This is a genomic window from Agrobacterium vitis (assembly GCF_013337045.2).
In the GTDB taxonomy this organism is placed as follows: domain Bacteria; phylum Pseudomonadota; class Alphaproteobacteria; order Rhizobiales; family Rhizobiaceae; genus Allorhizobium; species Allorhizobium vitis_B.
Genome location: NZ_CP118261.1, coordinates 455,481 through 473,920, shown reverse-complemented (window position 1 = coordinate 473,920; position 18,440 = coordinate 455,481). Strand labels below are relative to the sequence as shown.

The 18,440-nt window shown below is 56.0% G+C and carries 15 protein-coding genes; 5 read left to right on the top strand and 10 right to left on the bottom strand.

The annotated features are described in order from the left end of the window. Positions 1-9: 9 nt before the first annotated feature. Together G6L01_RS25110 and G6L01_RS25105 are read right to left on the bottom strand one after the other, a co-directional pair. Positions 10-1,290 carry an ATP-binding protein gene (locus G6L01_RS25110; RefSeq protein WP_060716953.1) on the bottom strand — a complete coding sequence of 427 codons (1,281 nt, stop codon included), beginning with the start codon at positions 1,288-1,290 and terminating at the stop codon, positions 10-12. Further along, complete coding sequence (locus tag G6L01_RS25105) at positions 1,290-1,976, bottom strand: response regulator transcription factor (RefSeq protein ID WP_060716952.1); 687 nt, start codon at positions 1,974-1,976, stop codon at positions 1,290-1,292. Before G6L01_RS25105 ends, G6L01_RS25110 begins: the two co-directional genes overlap by 1 nt. A gap of 155 nt (positions 1,977-2,131) precedes the next feature. Between G6L01_RS25105 and G6L01_RS25100 the strand changes: the two genes are divergently transcribed. The 3 genes from G6L01_RS25100 (at position 2,132) to G6L01_RS25090 (ending at position 7,790) form a co-directional block, all read left to right on the top strand. Continuing rightward, positions 2,132-3,607, top strand: coding sequence for an efflux transporter outer membrane subunit (locus tag G6L01_RS25100; RefSeq protein WP_060716951.1), 1,476 nt, complete (start codon positions 2,132-2,134; stop codon positions 3,605-3,607). 62 nt (positions 3,608-3,669) lie between these two features. Next, on the top strand, positions 3,670-4,710 hold the full coding sequence (locus G6L01_RS25095) for an efflux RND transporter periplasmic adaptor subunit (protein WP_060716950.1): 1,041 nt from the start codon (positions 3,670-3,672) through the stop codon (positions 4,708-4,710). After that, positions 4,707-7,790, top strand: a complete 3,084-nt coding sequence (locus G6L01_RS25090) for an efflux RND transporter permease subunit (protein ID WP_070166104.1) — start codon at positions 4,707-4,709, stop codon at positions 7,788-7,790. The genes G6L01_RS25095 and G6L01_RS25090 overlap by 4 nt, the downstream gene beginning before the upstream one ends. A gap of 37 nt (positions 7,791-7,827) precedes the next feature. On the opposite strand, the gene G6L01_RS25085 is transcribed toward G6L01_RS25090, so the two are convergent. Both G6L01_RS25085 and G6L01_RS25080 read right to left on the bottom strand, forming a co-directional pair. Then, positions 7,828-9,123, bottom strand: a complete 1,296-nt coding sequence (locus G6L01_RS25085; RefSeq protein WP_139190180.1) for a Zn-dependent hydrolase — start codon at positions 9,121-9,123, stop codon at positions 7,828-7,830. A 5-nt stretch (positions 9,124-9,128) separates the two neighbouring features. Continuing rightward, complete coding sequence (locus G6L01_RS25080) at positions 9,129-9,971, bottom strand: BtpA/SgcQ family protein (protein ID WP_060716948.1); 843 nt, start codon at positions 9,969-9,971, stop codon at positions 9,129-9,131. A 46-nt stretch (positions 9,972-10,017) separates the two neighbouring features. Here G6L01_RS25080 and G6L01_RS25075 point away from each other — a divergent pair, with 46 nt between their 5' ends. Then, entirely contained in the window at positions 10,018-10,914 is an 897-nt protein-coding gene (locus G6L01_RS25075) for a ribokinase (RefSeq protein ID WP_070166102.1), read from the top strand. A gap of 5 nt (positions 10,915-10,919) precedes the next feature. Here G6L01_RS25075 and G6L01_RS25070 read toward each other — a convergent pair whose 3' ends face one another. The 6 genes from G6L01_RS25070 to G6L01_RS25045 are packed head-to-tail and all read right to left on the bottom strand — an operon-like array spanning position 10,920 to position 16,620. Next, positions 10,920-11,690 carry a glutamine amidotransferase gene (locus G6L01_RS25070; protein ID WP_060716946.1) on the bottom strand — a complete coding sequence of 257 codons (771 nt, stop codon included), beginning with the start codon at positions 11,688-11,690 and terminating at the stop codon, positions 10,920-10,922. A 30-nt stretch (positions 11,691-11,720) separates the two neighbouring features. After that, positions 11,721-12,788, bottom strand: a complete 1,068-nt coding sequence (locus tag G6L01_RS25065) for a phosphotriesterase family protein (RefSeq protein WP_060716945.1) — start codon at positions 12,786-12,788, stop codon at positions 11,721-11,723. Positions 12,789-12,791: 3 nt separating this feature from the next. Next, positions 12,792-13,796, bottom strand: a complete 1,005-nt coding sequence (locus tag G6L01_RS25060) for an ABC transporter permease (protein WP_070166100.1) — start codon at positions 13,794-13,796, stop codon at positions 12,792-12,794. Further along, positions 13,793-14,608 (bottom strand): ATP-binding cassette domain-containing protein, encoded by an 816-nt coding sequence (locus tag G6L01_RS25055; RefSeq protein ID WP_070166098.1) that lies wholly within the window; start codon positions 14,606-14,608, stop codon positions 13,793-13,795. Before G6L01_RS25055 ends, G6L01_RS25060 begins: the two co-directional genes overlap by 4 nt. Further along, on the bottom strand, positions 14,605-15,561 hold the full coding sequence (locus tag G6L01_RS25050) for an ABC transporter substrate-binding protein (protein ID WP_070166178.1): 957 nt from the start codon (positions 15,559-15,561) through the stop codon (positions 14,605-14,607). The genes G6L01_RS25055 and G6L01_RS25050 overlap by 4 nt, the downstream gene beginning before the upstream one ends. Before the next feature lie 39 nt (positions 15,562-15,600). Next, complete coding sequence (locus tag G6L01_RS25045) at positions 15,601-16,620, bottom strand: LacI family DNA-binding transcriptional regulator (protein ID WP_070166096.1); 1,020 nt, start codon at positions 16,618-16,620, stop codon at positions 15,601-15,603. A gap of 217 nt (positions 16,621-16,837) precedes the next feature. Here G6L01_RS25045 and G6L01_RS25040 point away from each other — a divergent pair, with 217 nt between their 5' ends. Beyond that, the gene (locus tag G6L01_RS25040; protein ID WP_174089362.1) at positions 16,838-17,785 is read left to right on the top strand and encodes a Crp/Fnr family transcriptional regulator; all 948 of its coding nucleotides are present in this window, start codon (positions 16,838-16,840) and stop codon (positions 17,783-17,785) included. Positions 17,786-18,440 lie beyond the last annotated feature (655 nt).

Sequence of the window (18,440 nt, the reverse complement as noted above, 5' to 3'; positions counted from 1 at the left end):
CGTGCCGCCCTATTTTGAGCCAGGTGAAGCTGGCACTTTCAGCGTCATCAAAAGGTGACCTTCTGGCGTAAGGCTGGCGACGGCGCTGCCATGATGTAGTTCCAGGGCTTTGCGCGTAATGGCAAGGCCAAGCCCGTGACCCTTCGCGGTCTCGCCCATTTCGGATCGGGAGAATGGCAGGAAAATCCTGTCTAGATCGCAAGCGGGAACGCCGGGGCCATTGTCAGAGACACTGATCGACAAGACATCCTGAAATGCCTGCGCCGTCACGGTAACGGTCGAATTGTTAGTTGTAAACTTGACCGCATTTCGAACAACGTTCTCTATCGCCCGGTAGATGAGTTCTCCGTTCAATGTTGCGATAAAGCTGTCACATCCGGCATAGGTCACATTGATTCCGCGGTCCTGCCCTTCAAAGCAGGCATCTTCGACAATCCGGATTATCAGATCAATGAGATCAATGGTCTGGCGTTCTGGCGGTGCATGTTGGGGCGAGCTTATGCGGGCCAACGTTAGGATCTCGTCGACAAGGGCGTCAAGCCGCATGACTTCCCGCCCCATACGCGAGGCGATCATATCGACGCGCCTCGGATTCTTGTCCAGCACGCCCAAAACGGCCTGTAATCTCGAGAGTGGCGAGCGGAGTTCATGGGAGACATCATGAAAGAGCCGCTGTTGCGCTTCCTGCAATTCCTGCAAACGTGCGGCTGTCACATCGAAATCCATAGCCAGCGCCGTGATTTCATCCTGGCCTTTTCCGAAATTGCCGCCGATTCTGGTGTGAAAATCGCCTTTCGCCAAGGCACTGAGCCCGTTTCTGAGTTTGGCCACAGGACCGACCAGATAGCGTGTGATCCAAAGGGCCGATAACGTACTGGCAATAACTGTGGCGATCCAGGGTAGAGAGTCGGGAAGTGCCTCCTCAATGAAATTATAGTGTTTGAGTTGACTGGAAAGGCGAAAACAAGCGCCGTCGTGATGGCGGTAGATACTTAAGGCCTCGTCGTTTCCGGTTCCCATTGCGCATTGAATGTTCGCAACAGGCGAAATGTTAACGACCACCGGATTTGCGAGACTGGCCCAAACCTCTGCAAGCTTACCGGCCTCGACCAAGCCTCTTTGCTCGAGAACCTCCCCCATGGTTTGAACCGCAAGCGAGATGCGTTCTTGCTGCCTTTGGCTTTTCAGCGGAAACAGATGGAAGACCCTATCCAGAGAAACGATACCCATGATGGATACAGTCATCGCCAGCCAGACGAAAATGAAGAACCTGCGGAAGAGCCTTGTCATCAAACATCCTGGATGAGTTGATAGCCTTGTCCGCGAACGGACTGGATCCAGGATTGCCCGTCCTCCCGTCGGCCCAGTTTCTGCCGCACGCTGCTGATGTGGACATCGATACGCCGATCAAAGGCGACGAGCGGACGGCCAAATGCCTGCTTTGAGATAAACTGCCTTGACAGCAGCTGTCCCGCATTGCGCACCAGGACTTCAAGCAGGATGAATTCCGTGCCTGTGAGTTCAAACGGCAGGCCTCGCCATTCCGCAGTTCTGTTGGCCGGGTTCAAAACCAGATCGCCGGATCGTAATTGCTCTGTCTCGACATCCTTGTCTGGTCCAATGCGTCTGAGGATGGCGCGCAGCCGGGCAACAAGCTCACCGGATGAGCAGGGTTTCGCCACATAATCATCGGCACCCAGATTGAGGCCGGAAATGCGGTCTACGTCATCGCCACGGGCTGTGAGCATGAGGACGGGGACCTCGCTGACACGGCGTATCCGTTGCAGAACATCAATTCCGTTCATTTGCGGCATCATAATATCAAGCACGACCATATCGATCTTGCGGGCTGCGATCTCGGCCAGTCCCTGCTTGCCATTGATCGCTGAAAATACCGTGAAGCCTTCTTCCGTCAGGTACTCACTCAGAATCGTGGTCAACTCCGTATCGTCGTCAATCAAGAGTACATTGGTCATCGATCTGGTCTGCCATTGAACTTATAAAGGACAGGATAAACCGGGCGCACGGTTAGCAAGTGTTATTTTACCCAATTTTACACATCCCTGACGGCACTTAACATTCACATCTTTAAAGATCGGTCCGGACGATTGGGAAACCAGGGCCGGATCTGATGACGCCAGCACATGACAATGCACTTCAAACGGACAATAGACGACGGCATGGCAGATGGTGGCTAAGCCTGATTGTCGTACCGTTGTCGGCCTGCGTGGCGGCTACCCAGTCCAATGTGGACATTTCCAAATTGGCAAGCCGGTGGCATGCGACGTTGCCACATTCAGGCAGTACCGCTCAGCTTGTCGATTGGTGGAGCAGCTTTGACGATCCTGCTCTCTCAGAGCTATTGCGCACCGCCGAAGCCAACAGCCCGACCCTCGAATCCGCAGTCGCCGAGATCGAAGAAGCCCGCGCCACGATGGCCTCATCAAAGGCGGACTATTTCCCATCCCTGACGGGTTCTGGATCCGATGACCGTTCTGGAACGCGAGGATCGAGAGCCAACCGCGTGTCACCCTCCACCACGGGCACCGGAGAGCTGGATGCATCCTGGGAGCTCGATTTCTTCGGCAAGACACGCAACACCGTCGAGGCTGCCCGCCAGCGCGTCGCCGAGGAAACGGCGGATTGGTATGATGCGCGTGTCACGCTTGCGGCTGAGGTGGCCGATGACTACGTGCAATACAGGGCATGTCGGCAATTGCAGGGCATTTACGCGGCCGAGCTTGTTTCTCAACGCGATACGGTCAAAGCGACGGAGGCCTCTGCCGCATCCGGGCTGAAATCGACCTCTGATCTTGCCCTGATCAGGGCAAGTGCTGCGAGCACATCGTCTTCCCTGAAGTCGCAGGAAGCGGACTGCGAAGTTCTGATCAAGTCGATTACCGAACTTGTTGCCGTCGATGAAGGCAAGGTGCGGGATATCCTCAAGAAAAGCTCGTCACGAATACCGCGCCCCGCAAAGCTTTCAGTTGATGCAATACCGGCCAACGTTATCCGGCAAAGACCGGATGTGAATGCGTTGGAAAAAGAAGTGGCCGCCTCGCTCGCGGATATCGGGACGGCCAAAGCCGATCTTTATCCGAGCTTTTCTCTCAGCGGGACCCTGACGGCGAGCCATTCGACATCGACCGGCACGAGCTTGCCGTGGTCCTTTGGGCCGTCGGTTTCGATCCCGATTTTTGACGGGGGATCGCTTCGCGCGACCGTCAAATACAAGGAAGCGGCCTACAAGGCGGCAGTTGCCAGTTACAAGTCAGGTGTCCTGAGCGCCATCAATGCGGTGGAAACCGCGATGGTGAATGTCAATAGCACCGAGCGTCAGATTGGTGACGCTGTTGTCGCGGCAAAGAACTACCGCACGTATTTCAAAGCGATAGACACAAATTGGAAGGCGGGCGGAGCAAGTGTGCTCGATCGCGAGGATGCACGTCGCGAATTGCAGGCTGCCGAACTGACCCTTGTGGAAAATCAACGGGATGCCGTGCGCGATTGGATCACTCTGTACAAGGCGATGGGCGGCGGATGGACCCCGAATGCCTCCGGCGGCGTGATGCCAAGCGACGTAAGTGCCAAAGGAGTAAAACAGTGACTTCAGTTTTCCGCCGTACGGGGTTGGTTGTTGTATCGGTGGCGTGTCTTGGCGTCCCATCCATGGTCTTTTCCAAGACCGAGCAAACACAAACCACACAGTCAGCGACGCTGACCGTCTCAGTTACCACACCACAAACATTGCAATGGGCAGACACGATCGCAGTCAGCGGCTGGTTGGCTGCTTGGCAGGAAGCCATTGTTGCTGCGGAAACGGGCTCTTTAAAAATCACGGATGTCCTGGTTGATGTCGGCTCTGTGGTGAAGAAGGGCGATGTGATGGCGAGGCTGTCAGATGAGAGCGCCATCGCCGATGTTCACAAACAGGAAGCGGCTGTTGCATCTGCCAAGGCCACTCTCGCCAAAGCAAAAGCAGATAGCGCGCGGGCAAAAAAGGTCACCGGTTCCGGTGCGCTGTCCGATCAGGACACCCTTGGCTATTACATCACCGAACAGACAGACGCCGCCGACCTCGCTTCCGATGAAGCCTCGCTTGAATCAAGCAGAATAACGCTTGCGCAGACAACGATAACGGCACCGGACAGCGGAATCGTCTCAACGCGTTCTGCCGATCTCGGCAATGTCGTCTCGGCCGGAACGGAGCTGTTTCGCCTCGTGCGCCAAGGGCGCGTTGAGTGGCAGGCTGAAGTTCCGTCCTACCAGTTGCCGCGCATCCATCCCGGGGCCAAGGCCACCATTCATGATCAATCGGGCCATGATCAATCGGGCAAGAGTTTTGAGGGAACCGTCCGCCTTGTAAGCCCGATTGTGAGCGATGACACAGGACGGGGCACAATCTATGTGACCCTTCCTGATGATCCCGATATCCGGGTTGGTCTCTACGAATCCGGCACCATTGAGCTGGCCGTCACGCCAGCTCTCACCTTGCCCGAAACCGCTTTGGTTTACAGTGACGGCATCAATTACGTCTTCAAGGTTAACGCCGATAGCCGGGTTTCGCGTGTGCGGGTGGACATTGGCCGACGAAATGACGGCCGGGTCGAGATCCTTTCCGGGATTGATGCTTCGGCGCAAATTGTGGAAGCAGGGGGAGCCTTCCTGTCCGACAATGATCTCGTGCTTGTGAAGGCTGCAACCAAATGAACATTTCAGCTTTTTCCATCCGCAATCCGGTTCCAGCTATTCTCCTGTTTGCACTCATGACCGTGTGTGGCTTGATTGCCTTCGAGAAGCTCAGGGTTCAGCAGTTTCCCGACATGGATCTGCCGACGATCAAGATTAGCGCAACGCTGGATGGTGCGGCACCATCGCAACTTGAAACCGAAGTCGCTCGCAAGATTGAGGACAAGCTCGCGACCCTCAACAAGCTGGATCACATCACCACGACAATTACCGACGGCTCGGTGTCGATCAGCGTTTCCTTCAGCCTTGAAAAAGACGGCGAGCAAGCGCTGAACGAAGTTCGCAACGCTGTGGACAGCGTTACCGATCTGCCATCCGCGATGCAGACACCAAGCGTCTCACGGGTCACGGTGCAATCGTCCGTGTTGCAGACCTATGCTGTGCGATCAAAGAAGCTGAATGAAACGGAACTGTCCTGGTTCGTTGACAATGACATGACCAAGGCTTTGCTGACAGCCCAAGGTGTCGGAGAGGTTGATCGTTTTGGCGGTGTGGATCGAGAAGTTCATGTCGATATCAACCCGGCATTGTTGACAGCATTTGGTGTCACAGCGGCAGATGTGTCGTCGCAGCTCAAATTGGTGCAGGAAAATGCGTCCGGCGGGCGTGGAGATTTGAACGGACTGCATCAGACGGTGCGGACATTGGGTGCTGTCAACTCCGTACAGGAGGTTGCAGCAATTACAATTCCGTTCTCCAATGGCAAGAGCGTGCGCCTCGACCAGATCGCCAAGGTGAGCGATAACTATTCCCAAAGGTCTTCCCTTGCTTATCTGGGGCAGACGCCGGTGATTGCCGTTGAGGTCAAGCGCAGCAACGGTTATTCCGATACGGGTGTCGCCACCGATCTGGCGCGGGTGATGGCAACATTTGCAGCCGAGCATCCCGAAGTCGAAATTGTGCAGGCCTACACAACGGTTCAGCCAACAATCGACAATTATGACGCTTCGATGCACATGCTGTATGAGGGAGCGGCCCTGGCAATTGTCGTGGTCTTTCTTTTCTTGCGCGATTTTCGAGCAACCATCCTCTCTGCCGTTGCTTTGCCACTCTCGATTATTCCGACATTCCTTGTGATCTATCTCGCGAATTTCAGCCTCAATACGATTTCTCTTCTGTCGATTTCGCTGGTGGTGGGGATTCTCGTTGACGATGCAATCGTCGAGGTTGAAAATATCGAGCGACATCTGCGCATGGGCAAAAAAACCTATGATGCAGCCATGGAAGCGGCAGATGAGATCGGCCTTGCCGTGATTGCAACAACATTCACGCTGGTTGCGGTTTTCCTGCCCACCGCGTTTATGGCCGGTATTCCCGGGTTGATCTTCAAGCAATTCGGTGTGACCGCCGCCGTCGCCGTGCTGGCGTCACTGATGGTTGCCCGTTTTCTGACGCCGATGATGGCTGCGTATATGATGAAGGCGACGCCGAAAGTGGAAGTGGATGGGGTCATCATGAAGACCTATCTCTCCATTGTGCGCGCATGTCTGCGCCACCGCTTTCTGACCAGTCTTGGCATTATCGTTTTCCTTGTCGTCTCACTTTCGGCAGTGTCTCTGCTGAAGACCGGCTTCTTTCCGGCCTCTGACAACGCTCAGACCCAGGTGACGTTGACAATGCCCCCTGGAACAGAGCTTTCCGACACAGAAGCCATGTCGCTTAAAGCCGTGAAACTGATTTCCGGACTTGAGAATATAAAGCGCGTGTTCACTGTCGTCGGCTCCTCCACAAGTGGGGCCGGTGCTGATAGCAGCACAACCAGTGACGTTACAACCGCGACATTGGTGGTTGATCTTACCCCAATCGATGATCGAAAGCTGAAGCAATCGGAAATCGAGCAGCAGATGCGTGATGCCTTGCAGCAGCTTACTGGCGTTCGTGTCGAAGTCGGCAACGGGGGCAATGGCACCGAGCTCCAGCTAACGCTGGCAAGCGATGATCCGACGCTTCTCGATCAGACAGCCGCTGCCGTTGGAGAGCAGTTGCATGGCTTGAAAGGGATTGGTGGCATCACGTCCAGCGCGGCCAGACAGGCCCCCGAAATTCAAATCACGCCGAATTTCGCCCGCGCGGCGGCTTTGGGCATCACCTCGGATACGATTGCGGACGTTGTGCGTGTCGCAACTGACGGCGACTATTCCACATCCCGTTCCAAACTGAATCTTCCTCAGCGGCAGATCGATATCCGTGTCCGGCTCGATCCCAAATATATTCACAACCTTGATGCCATCTCGCAACTGCAACTTTCTGGGACGAACGGAAAAGTGTCACTTGGCGCAATTGCCGGAATCCGAATCGGGGGCAGCCCCTCGGAGATTGATCGGATCGACCGATCCCGCAACATTACCTTCACCATCCAGTTGAACGGTCGTGCCTTGGGAGATGTCAACAAGGAAGCGATGGCGTTACCGGGCCTCAATCATCTCCCACCAGGAGTGCATATCGTCCAGCAAGGCGAGCTTGAGCGCATGTCGGAATTGTTCACCAGTTTTGCCTTGGCGATGGGCATCGGCATCTTCTGTATTTATGCGGTGCTGGTCTTGTTGTTCCACGATTTCATGCAACCGGCGACGATCCTGATGGCACTTCCGCTCTCGCTTGGCGGCGCGCTCTTTCCGTTGATTGTGACGGGCACGAGTTTCTCGATGCCCGCAGTCATCGGCCTTTTGATGCTGATGGGCATTGTCAGCAAGAATTCAATCCTGCTGGTGGAATATGCCATCATGGCGCGACGCAATGGCATGAGCCGCTATGAGGCGCTGGTTGATGCCTGCCACAAACGCGCCCGGCCAATCGTGATGACGACAATCGCCATGGGCGCTGGCATGGCACCTGTTGCCCTCAGCCTCAGCGGCGGCGATACGAGTTTCCGTCAACCGATGGCTATCGTTGTGATTGGCGGCTTGCTCACGTCCACCGTCCTGAGCTTATTGGTGATCCCCGTCATTTTCACCTTTGTTGATGACCTGCTGGACCTTGTCAAAAGGCCTTTCATAAAAAGTCAAAAGGATATCCCTGATGGGGAATCCGCAAGCGGCTGATGGTTTCGATTAAGTTGATTGGCTGTCTCCTGGCACTCTAACGTAGGTGAGCGACAACTACAGATGCTGGTGTCGCCAAGTTCGACAGGAGTTGCAAGCTTGCAGTCAGCAGCACTTGCGCCCCTGCGACAGAATCCGCAGGTTTGACATACTCTTCTTCGTTATGGCTCAATCCATCTCGACATGGAGTAAAAATCATCGCAGAGGGTGCGACACGATTGATGAAAAGTGCATCGTGAAAAGCACCGGACACCATGGATTTATGGGCAAAACCGGCATCAATCGCGGCGCTCTCCAGTATGGTAACCAGATGATCCGTGAAACGCGCTGGAGCCATGTCGAAGAGCAGTTCAATTTCGAGATCACATCCATTCTCGCCAGCATGATCCTGCAGGACCTTGCGTATCTTCGCTTCGATCAGATCCAGTTGCTCAAAATTGGGGTGGCGGATATCCAGCGAAAACGTCACGGCTGCCGGAATGGCATTGATGGCCCCCGGTTCCAGCGAAAACCGGCCGACTGTCAGACGTGATTGGGCATCTTGCGGCATGATGTCATGATAAAGCACGTTCAAGCCGGAGACGGCGGCGCGCATGGGGTCTTTGCGGTAGGACAGTGCTGTGGTGCCTGCATGGGCAGTCTGGCCCGAAATGGTCACCTGAAGCCAGCGGGTGCCTTGAATCCCCGTGACGATGCCGATGGGCAGACCCTCTTTTTCCAAGGATGGGCCTTGCTCGATATGCACTTCAAGATAAGCAAACACCGGAAAGCCCAGCGGCCTCATGGCAGCGCCTTGCAAGTCAGCAAGCGTTGCTGCCAAATCATCGGAAAACAGCGCGCCATCCGTTGCCCGCGCCATAGGCCATGCGGGGGAAATGGCACCCTTCGAAAAGGCCATGGACCCCATGCATCCGGGGGCAAAACGGCAGCCTTCTTCATTGGTGAAGGCAACGACTTCCACGGCGCGCTCTGTCTCTATGCCGTGATCTTCCAATGTTTCGAGCACTTCGAACGCGCAGAGTGTGCCTAGCGCACCATCAAACCGCCCGCCAGAGGGCTGACTGTCGAGATGACTGCCAATCAGCAGCGGCGGTAAATCCGGATTTAGTCCCTCGCGGCGCAGGAACAGGTTGGCGATCGGGTCCTGATAGACAGAAAATCCACGCGCCCGACCAAGATCGGCCAGCAATTGCCGCGCCTGACGATCAAGCGCCGTCAGGGCCTGCCGATTAACACCACCTTTGGACGTAGCACCAATCGCGGCAAATTGGTCCAATCGGGCCAAAAGCCGCTCGCCATTGACCTCTAACAGTCCTTTACCCGCTTGTGCCATGGTATTTACGCCTTCAAGCCCGGCTGGGCCGCCGCCACAAAAGCCTTAACGCGCTCAATATCCACGGGATTCCACCAGACATCGCCATGTTTGAGTGATGAAGCAACGATAACCCCGTTGGTGCGTTTCAGGATCTCGACGATATTGTCCTTGGAAACACCCGAACCAACCAAAAGAGGCAGATGCGTCGCCGCTCCAATCTCTTCAATCTCCTCCATCGTCGCGGAATTGCCGGTGCGTTGGCCGGTGGCAATCACCGCATCGGCATCGAAAAACGCAAGGTCACGGGTCAATTCCTGAATGGTGCGGTCGGCAGTGATGGCGTGGGCGCCGTGCTTGACATGGCTATCGGCAAACACCTTGATATGTTCGGCCCGTAGCATGGAACGGTAGCGCATGGCCTCCGCCGCCCGTCCCTCCATGAAGCCTTCATTCGCGACATAGGCATTGGCCCATTGGTTGACCCGCACGAATTTTGCCCCGCCCGCCATGGCAATGGCAAAGGCCGGAATGGGCGCATTGGCCAGGACATTGATACCCAGTGGCACACCAACCGCACGGCAAATGCGGTCAGTCACCACACTCATGAAGGCGGATGTTTCCGGCCCGATGTCATCCGGCTTGGAAAAAGGAATGTCGCCGTGGTTTTCAATCATCAGCCCATGCATGCCGCCCTCAATCAGCGCTTCGGCATCAAGCATGCAGGCATCGTAAATCTCTGTCATGCTCGCGCCGCGATAGCGCGGCGCACCGGGAAAGGCCGGGCAATGGATCATGCCGATCAGCGCCTTGTCGCGCCCGAAAATTTCCCGTATGGCGCTTGATGTGTTGTCGGATATATCCAGCATTTCTCATTTCCTTTTGAAAGCCTGCCATGCGTGTTGAAAGTCTGTGATGCGTGCCTGGGTAATCGGCAATGTCGCAATCGATGAAATCATGTCCGTACCGACCATGCCAGAGGCTGGCGCGTCGATTTTTGGCCAGCAGCAAAGCACGGATCTGGGTGGCAAAGGCGCCAACCAGGCGATTGTTCTGGGCCGCGCCGGTTTGGGCACCACGCTGATTGCCGCTGTCGGCAACGACTTTCGCGCCTCGATGATCCGGCAGAGCCTGTCTCTGGAGCCGATCGATACCCGCTTGATCGAACTTGTCGATAAAGCCAGCGACGTCTCGATGATCTTCACCATACCGGATGGCGAAAATGCCATCATCACCACAACAGACTGCGCCGCCAGCGTCCGGCCCGAGCATGTTACCAGCGTCTTACAGGCGGCAAAACCCGGCGATCTGGCCATTCTCCAAGGCAATCTCACCGATGATACCACGGCTGCCCTCCTACACGAGGCCAAACGCCGTGGTATGATCACCGCCTTTAACCCATCACCGTTGCGGCCCGGCTTTGCTGCCCTTTGGTCGCTGATCGACATTGCCTTTTTGAACCAGGGCGAAGCCGATAAGCTGACAGGTGAAAGCGGCGAAGCCGCCACCCAATGCTTGCGTGATGCCGGTGTTGGTACCGTCATCATCACCCTTGGCGGCAAGGGAGCGATCTTGGCGGATCGCACCGGCACCACCACAATCCCAGCCGTTCCATCCGTTGCTGTTGACACCACTGGTGCTGGCGACACGTTCATGGCGGTTGCGCTGGCGTCCAGCAGTTTGCGCCATGTCATGCCCGATGGCCTGGCGCTGCGCCATGCAGCACAGGCCGCCAGCATCACCGTCAGTCGCCGGGGAACCCGGTCTGCGTTTCCATCACAGACCGAGTTGGCAGCTATCCTCGCCACGTGAGAACATCACCGCGCTTGCGTCATCCAGCCCAGAATGTTCTTCCACAGCTTGCCATAGCCTTCCCACTCGCAAAACGCAGGCGAGAGCCAATGGGGTCCGATATCAGACGTCCAGGCCACGGTACGGCCCTTGCCAAACGTGCCGGTGACCAGCAGCGGATGGCTGCCCTGATCCTTGGGCAGACGTACAATCACCTCGACATCATCACCCTCGCGCACCTCAACCTCGTTGACGCCGAGCAGCAAAGGCCATTCACCGGTGAGGCCAGCAACGGTTGGGTGGTTGGGCTTGATCACATCGGCGGTTGAGCCTTCAGGGATTTCCACCCGGTCATCATAGGGCAGGCAGGTGACGGGCAGCACGTCTTCCACCGGCGTGCGACGCCAGCGGGCCTTGCCATCAATGCCCTGGAACGAGAAATAGCCACCGACCATCAGCAGGTTGCCGCCCTTTTCCACCCAGGCCTTGATCAGCTTCAGGCGGTTGGGAACGGTTTTGGAATGCAGCCACACGGCAGGTGGCAGCAGCAGGGAATTCGCCCCGATGTCGGAGAGGATAATGGCATCATAGGCATCGAGACCGGCCATCTCGAAGGGGAATTTTTCCACTGCTTCATGGGCAGGCATATAGGTCAGCTCAAATTCGCTGCCTTCCAATGCTTTCACCAGCGGCTCCGCGCCCAGATGAAAGGTGACGCTGCCAAACTGATCAAAACCTTTGTAATGCGTGGCGGAGCTGACCCAGCTTTCACCCACGAGAAGAATTTTCTTTGTCATGTTCTTTGTCCTTATCTGATGCAACAGGTCTCAGGCGGCAGCCTGAAAGACCGAACGGGGATTGCCCCGCATGAGGGTGGTGAGAGCGTCAGCACCGAGGCCATGACGCTGGAGGCGCGGCAAGAAATGCCGCAAAATATAGGCATAGCCATTGCCGCCATAGCGGCTGAGCATCATCTTCAAAAACACATCATGGGAGAGCAGGATGCGGTCGAAATGGCCCATCTCCACCAGCTTGACGATGGCGCGGGCGGCATCCTCATCGCTGGGGCATTGCACCTGCTGATCGGCGTAGAAAAAATCCATGCCGATCATGTCATATTCAATAAACGCACCCCGGCTGGCCAGTTCGCCTTGATAGGTCAGATCATCATGGGATGGGTTCATGTGGCACAGCACCGTGTGGCGCAGGTCTGCCCCTTCTTCTGCGGCAATATCCAGCACTTTGTGACCCAGCCGATACCAGCCCGGCAGATGCACCATCAGCGGCAGGCCGGTGCGTAACTGCGCCTGGGCTGCGGCCCGCAGTGACTTTTCCTCCTCAGCGGTGAAATCAGAGGAGACGCCAATTTCCCCAATCAGGCCGATTTTGACATCGGTACCATCAACGCCAACCAGCGCTTCCTGCACAATTTCATCGGCAATGGCCTCCACCGTCATCTCTGCCACCTTGGCGGGATGGGATGAAGCCAGATAATAGCCAGCGCCCATAACAATATTCAGCCCGGACGCCTTGGCAATACGGCGCAGCGCCATAGGATTACGGCCAATGCCCTGACAGGTTGGCTCTACCACGGTCTTGCCACCCGCTTTGGCAAAATCCATCAGCTCAAGGATGGCCAAAGGCTCGTCATCCAGCGTGATGTTATGCTTGTTCACAAAGGGGTCCTGGCGCAACTCGCCCAGAATCTCCATGCAGACGAAGCCTTCTGCCAGATATTGCCGATCAGGCGTTTTAGGCTGATGCCACCAACAACGGCAATCATTGAGGATGTGCTCGTGCATCAAGGTCACGCCCATCTGGTCCACTGAGATGGGGCCGGCCACCGTCATCACCTTGCCGGAGCGGATATGAGCCTCTGAGAGTTCACTGGTCATATCTCACCCTTTCTTCGCGGCGCCGAAGCGGAAGTTTGCGGAAAAGATCCGGGTGTTCAGCCAGATCGCCACAAGAATGATCGCGCCCGTGACAATCTGCGTGAAAAACGGCGAGATATGCATGAGAATGAGACCATTGCCGATCACCGCGATGGTCATGGTGCCCAGCAGCGTTCCCAGCATGGTGCCGCGCCCGCCCGTCAGCGACGTGCCACCCAAAACCACGGCAGCAATCACCTGCAATTCAAAGCCGACGGCGGCGTTGGAGGAGCCTGAACCAAGGCGGGCCGCAATCAACAGGCCAGCAAGGGCGCAAGCCACGCCAGACACCAGATAGACAGAGGCGACTATCCATTTCGCGGGCATGCCCACCCGACGTGCCGCTTCCAGATTGGAGCCGACGGCCACCACTTGACGGCCATATTTGGTGGAGGAGACCAACACAAACCCAAAGATGGTCACGGCAATGGCAATCAGAGCCGGAACAGGAAGGCTCAGGAACTCACCACGACCCAGCGTGAAGAACCCCGGCACCTCGTTGATGGGAATGGAATAGCCTTGGGTGATGTAGAGCGCCACGCCGCGTAGGATGGACAGGCCAGCCAGCGTGACGATAAAGGCCGGAATGCCCTGATAGGCAATGAACCAGCCCTGTATCAGGCCAATCACGCCGCCCAACACCAGCATGAGCAACACGGCCAACGGCCATGACAGGCCCGTTGCCAGCACAATCGCTACCGTTGCATTGATCAGCGCCACCAGCGAGCCAACGGAAAGATCAATGCCGCCAGTCACAATCACCAGTGTCATCGCCACAGCAACAATCAAAATGGGCGCTGCCTGCCGCACCACATTGAGGATATTGCCGAGCGTGAGAAATGTATCGGTCGTGACGGAAAAGAAAACCATGCAGGCAAAGAAGAAAATAGCAATCGACAGAACCTGGGCATTTTCGGTGATAAAGTCAGCGAAGGGCGAGCCTTTGGCGCGTTCAGTATAGGCGGTCAATGTCTTTCCCCTCCGACGATCAATTTCACCAGATCTTCAAGGTTGGTGCTACCAATCTGCCGCTCGGCCACTTTCGTGCCTTCATACATCACCGCGATGCGGTCGCAGACACGAAACAGATCTTGCAGGCGATGGGTGATCAGCACCACGGAAACGCCTCGGGCCTTGACGCGGTTGATCAGTGCCAGCACCGCTTCCACTTCCGCCACGGCCAGTGCCGAGGTTGGCTCATCCATGATCAGCACTTTGGGATTGAATGAGGCCGCACGGGCAATGGCAATCGCCTGCCGCTGGCCGCCCGACAATTTCTCGACTTTGGCGGTGAGGCGCGGAATGCGGATTTCCAGCGCATCCAGCATCTTGCGCGCTTCCACCAGCATACGGGCGCGATCCAGAAACGGGCCTTTGGTCAATTCCCGGCCCAGAAACAGATTGCCAACCACATCAATATGGTCACACAGGCTCAAATCCTGAAACACCATCTCGATATTGCGCGAACGGGCATCAGCTGGACCGGAAAACCGAACCGCCTCGCCATCCAGCGTGATGGTGCCATCGTCAGGGATATAAGTGCCGGAGATCACTTTGGTGAGCGTTGATTTCCCCGCCGCATTGTCGCCGACCAGGCCTAAGCATTCGCCGGGGAAAAGATCGAGATCAACACCACGCAACGCCTGATGCGAGCCAAAGGTTTTGCGGATACCACGAAGCGAAATCCGGGGTTCACGCGCACCGCCTTCTCCGGGTTGCCGGGGGAGATCAACTCCCCCGGCTCCAGGGACAGCGGTTGGGAGCTGTCCACCGGAAATCATTTGAACACGGCCCGGTAAGGCTCAACATTGGCCTTGGTGACGATGGTGACCGGCACGGCAATGGTCTTTTCAACCGCGCCACCGTCAGCAATGGTCTTCAGCGCTTTTACAGCCGCTTCACCCATGGCTGCCGGGTCCTGCTGGATCACGGCTGCAACATAACCGGCGTCAATACCGGCAATGGCCTGAGCGGTCAGATCCCAGCCAAACACTTTGATACTGTCCTGCTTGCCCTGGCTTTGCACGGCGGCAACGGCACCCAGCAGCGCTGGCTCGCCCGTGGCATAGATAGCGGTCATATCAGGGTTGCCGGTGATCAGGTTTTCAGCCGCTGCCAGCGCATTGTCCTGCACGTTCTGGCCATCAACCACACCTGCCGAGGTGATGCCGGAGACGCCCTTGATCGTGTCTTCAAAGCCCTTCTGGCGGATATTCTGGATGAAGGAGTTCAGCGCGCCGACAACGCCCAGCTTGGCTTTGCCACCCATGTCCTTCTTGACGTAATCGACGAAGAATTTGCCAATATCGGCTCCTGCCTTGGCGTTATCGACGCCAATCTGTGCCTTCTGAGGGCCAGCAGGCAAAATGCTGTCGATGGCGACCACCGGAATGCCGGCGTCGGCTGCTTGTTTGACCGCTGGCATGATGCCGTTGACGTCAATGGCCACAACGGCAATACCGTCTACCTTCTGCTGAATATAGGTCTCGATGGCGCTGTTTTGAGCAGCAGGGTCATTGTTGGCGTTGAAAATCACCAGTTTTGCGCCTGCGGCATCTGCGGCCTTCTGGGCACCCTGATTGATCTGGTTGAAAAACAGTGCCTGTTGATTGATCTGCACCAACGCAAAGGTTTTTTGCGCGGCATTGGCAATTCCTGCGGTCAGGCACAGGCCGGTGAGGGCTGTGACAGCCAAGGCTGCATTGATGGTTCTACGTGTGAAAGTCCGGGTCATCATTCCATCCTCTGGTTATAGGTTTGCCCGTTGCTTTTGTTATTTCGCTGGCGGTGCAACGGAGTTCCGCACGACGATTTCCACTGGCAGCAATTCCTCCGATGCTCTCGCAGGCTGTTGCCAATCGGTGTCGAGAAGCAGCGAAAGAGCGCGGCTTCCCATTCCCCGCACCGGCTGACGAATGGCCGTCAGCGGCGGGGCAAAAAGATGCAAAGGTCCAACATCATCGAAACCGATGACCGAAATCTGCTCAGGAATGGAAATTCCTTCCGCCCGCAGCACTTCAATGACGCCGATGGCGATTTCGTCGGAGCTGGCAAAAATCGCGGTCGCCTCGCGTGCGCCCTCCAGAAAACGCCGCGCTGCCTGTCTGCCAAACTCGGCGGTATAATCACCGCAATAGCGCTCGATGACCGCATTCTCACCGTGCTTGGCGCGCATGGCGGCTTCAAACCCGATAAAGCGGCGCTCGGTGCTGATCATCACATCCGGCCCGCCAATATAGAGAACATGCCGATGGCCAAAACCGGCCAGATGCTGCCCGGCCAGTTCTCCGCCTTGCTGGTTGTCACAAAACAGCTTTGGCACGGTCGCATCCGGCACGTCTTCATCGACCACAACCACTTTTCCGGTGCGGTTGATGATCGCCGCCAACTCACCGTGGTCAGGGTGATTGGTGATAAAGATCAGGCCATCCACATGGTTGCGCTCCAGCAGGCTTAAGTATGCCATTTCGCGACCCGGGCGGTTTAGCGTGGCGTAGAGCGACAGCGCCAAACCGCGCAGATCCGCTTCCTCTTCGACGGCAGCCACCAGAGTTGCAAAGAACGGATTGGCAATATCCGGCACCACAAGACCGATGGTGTCCGAGCGGCCACGGCTGAGACGCCTTGCATGCGGATTTGGCTGATATTTGAGCGCGACAATGGCGTCTTCAATCCGCTTGCGCGTCTCGCCGGGAAGATCAAGCGAGCCATTCAGCATGCGCGACACGGTGGTCACCGACACGCCAGCGGCGGCGGCAACATCCTTTAGCCCAGTGACCCGTTCCTTGACCATATCCACCCTGTAAAGCGGTTTAGTAAAGCGCTTTACAAAGTTCACATAACCCTGCGCTTTTTGTCAAGCAACCATAAGGCTATTTTTTAATCGGCGGCGAATGTCGCATAAAATGTAAGCGAAAAGTTCTATCTATCGTTTCAATGAACATCCTTTTATGGCGGTAAAATCCGGGGTCGCGTGGACTTAATTTCCAATCTGAGAAGGGACGTCTGGGATGTTGACACCATGCCACATACGGCAAGAAGGTCTTCCATATCCGCTGTGCTCAGGGCATGCCGGTGATGGAGCCACACTGCGTAGGTGGCAATTTCCAGCAGAAAACCAAACACCTTCAGAGAGGGAAATCCGCTCGGAAATTTCATTTCGTCTCGATACCCAAGACGCACGGATCAAACAACTTGGCATTATCATCCAGCATATTGCTTACAACCGAAATCAACCAAAGATTTTATATTATGTCATCTTTCGTACAAACGTTGTTTCGATCCGCGGTTTTTTAACGCGGTCATCATATGCGTCGCCAGCCACGCAAGGGCGCAGGCGTTTGAAAGAGACTCGTGCTTTCGCCCCGTTCATGGAGAGCACGATGTCCGGCCAACATGCCAGCTTGTTTGAAAACCGCCTGCTTAGAGCGCTTTCGCCAGCCGATCTTCATTTACTTATTCCCAGCCTCGAGCGAGTGCAGCTCAGTCTCCGCCAATCGCTTGAGACAGCACATCAGCCGATCGACCGCGTCTATTTTCTTAAGTCTGGCCTGGGTTCCGTGGTTGCCAGCAAAGATGGCGGCACGACCGTCGAAGTCGGCCTGTTCGGCCGCGACGGCATGACAGGCACGTCCATCGCCTTGGGTGATACGGAAAGTCCGCTCGATTGTTTCACACAGATGGATGGTTCTGCGATGCGCATTTCGGCTGACAACCTGCGTAAAGCCGTGTCCAAAAGCATCGCGGTTACAGACCTGCTCATCCACTATGCGCGCTCGCTTGGTATACAGACGACTTATACGGCTCTTGCGAACGGCCAAATCAAGCTGGAGGAGCGGCCGGCACGGTGGATTCTGATGGTGGATGATCGCGTCGATCATGGCAGTTTTCTTGTGACCCATGAGTTTCTCGCAATGATGCTCGGGGTCCGACGCCCCGGCGGCACGGTGGCGTTATAGATTCTCGAGTCCAGCCATCTGATCAGGTCGCAGCGCGGCGAGATTGTCGTCAAAGACCGAGAAGGGCTTATAAGGCTCACCAAAGGCACATATGGTCCGTCCGAGGAAGAATATGAGCGCTTGACCGGCATTCGTCTTGGGAAATCCAAACAGGTTCCAAAGGACGATACACCTCTTGCAACACCTGCCTGAAAGGCCACCTGCGCAAATCCTGTCCGGCGCAAATCCGGCAACCGTTGAGGACCAGACATGACCTCAATATATGACCGACCGATCGACACAACATCCGACGCCAGTCTTCTGGATGCATTCATCGCTCTCGTCCTAAACCTGGTCACAGAATGAAATGAGACCAACATCTTCCGATATAATTGCGCAGTTTCTAGCGACGAATTCGAGGGGATAATACGAGGATTCATTGAAAATGACTCTTCGTATTGCTTTAGACAGCATCTCAAGCCTCTGACATATTTGAGATATGTTCAATTCTTTCAAATCGAGGAAGCGTCAGCATCTTCGAGACCTGGTATCACTGCAATAACCGAACGTTTGGCAATTGGGATTGGGTCGGTGGCTTGGCATCCTTGCGGCACGCTCATTCACCGGCATGACATCCGTCATGCCGGTGAATGAGACCTATATCCCCATCAAGTTT

What these genes read in the sequence shown, in the direction of transcription:
- G6L01_RS25110 (WP_060716953.1), bottom strand. Translation starts at nt 1,290, where the DNA reads ATGACAAGGCTCTTCCGCAGGTTCTTCATTTTCGTCTGGCTGGCGATG.
- G6L01_RS25105 (WP_060716952.1), bottom strand. Translation starts at nt 1,976, where the DNA reads ATGACCAATGTACTCTTGATTGACGACGATACGGAGTTGACCACGATT.
- G6L01_RS25100 (WP_060716951.1), top strand. Translation starts at nt 2,132, where the DNA reads ATGACGCCAGCACATGACAATGCACTTCAAACGGACAATAGACGACGG.
- G6L01_RS25095 (WP_060716950.1), top strand. Translation starts at nt 3,670, where the DNA reads ATGGTCTTTTCCAAGACCGAGCAAACACAAACCACACAGTCAGCGACG.
- G6L01_RS25090 (WP_070166104.1), top strand. Translation starts at nt 4,707, where the DNA reads ATGAACATTTCAGCTTTTTCCATCCGCAATCCGGTTCCAGCTATTCTC.
- G6L01_RS25085 (WP_139190180.1), bottom strand. Translation starts at nt 9,123, where the DNA reads ATGGCACAAGCGGGTAAAGGACTGTTAGAGGTCAATGGCGAGCGGCTT.
- G6L01_RS25080 (WP_060716948.1), bottom strand. Translation starts at nt 9,971, where the DNA reads ATGCTGGATATATCCGACAACACATCAAGCGCCATACGGGAAATTTTC.
- G6L01_RS25075 (WP_070166102.1), top strand. Translation starts at nt 10,018, where the DNA reads ATGCGTGCCTGGGTAATCGGCAATGTCGCAATCGATGAAATCATGTCC.
- G6L01_RS25070 (WP_060716946.1), bottom strand. Translation starts at nt 11,690, where the DNA reads ATGACAAAGAAAATTCTTCTCGTGGGTGAAAGCTGGGTCAGCTCCGCC.
- G6L01_RS25065 (WP_060716945.1), bottom strand. Translation starts at nt 12,788, where the DNA reads ATGACCAGTGAACTCTCAGAGGCTCATATCCGCTCCGGCAAGGTGATG.
- G6L01_RS25055 (WP_070166098.1), bottom strand. Translation starts at nt 14,608, where the DNA reads ATGATTTCCGGTGGACAGCTCCCAACCGCTGTCCCTGGAGCCGGGGGA.
- G6L01_RS25050 (WP_070166178.1), bottom strand. Translation starts at nt 15,561, where the DNA reads ATGACCCGGACTTTCACACGTAGAACCATCAATGCAGCCTTGGCTGTC.
- G6L01_RS25045 (WP_070166096.1), bottom strand. Translation starts at nt 16,620, where the DNA reads ATGGTCAAGGAACGGGTCACTGGGCTAAAGGATGTTGCCGCCGCCGCT.
- G6L01_RS25040 (WP_174089362.1), top strand. Translation starts at nt 16,838, where the DNA reads ATGTTGACACCATGCCACATACGGCAAGAAGGTCTTCCATATCCGCTG.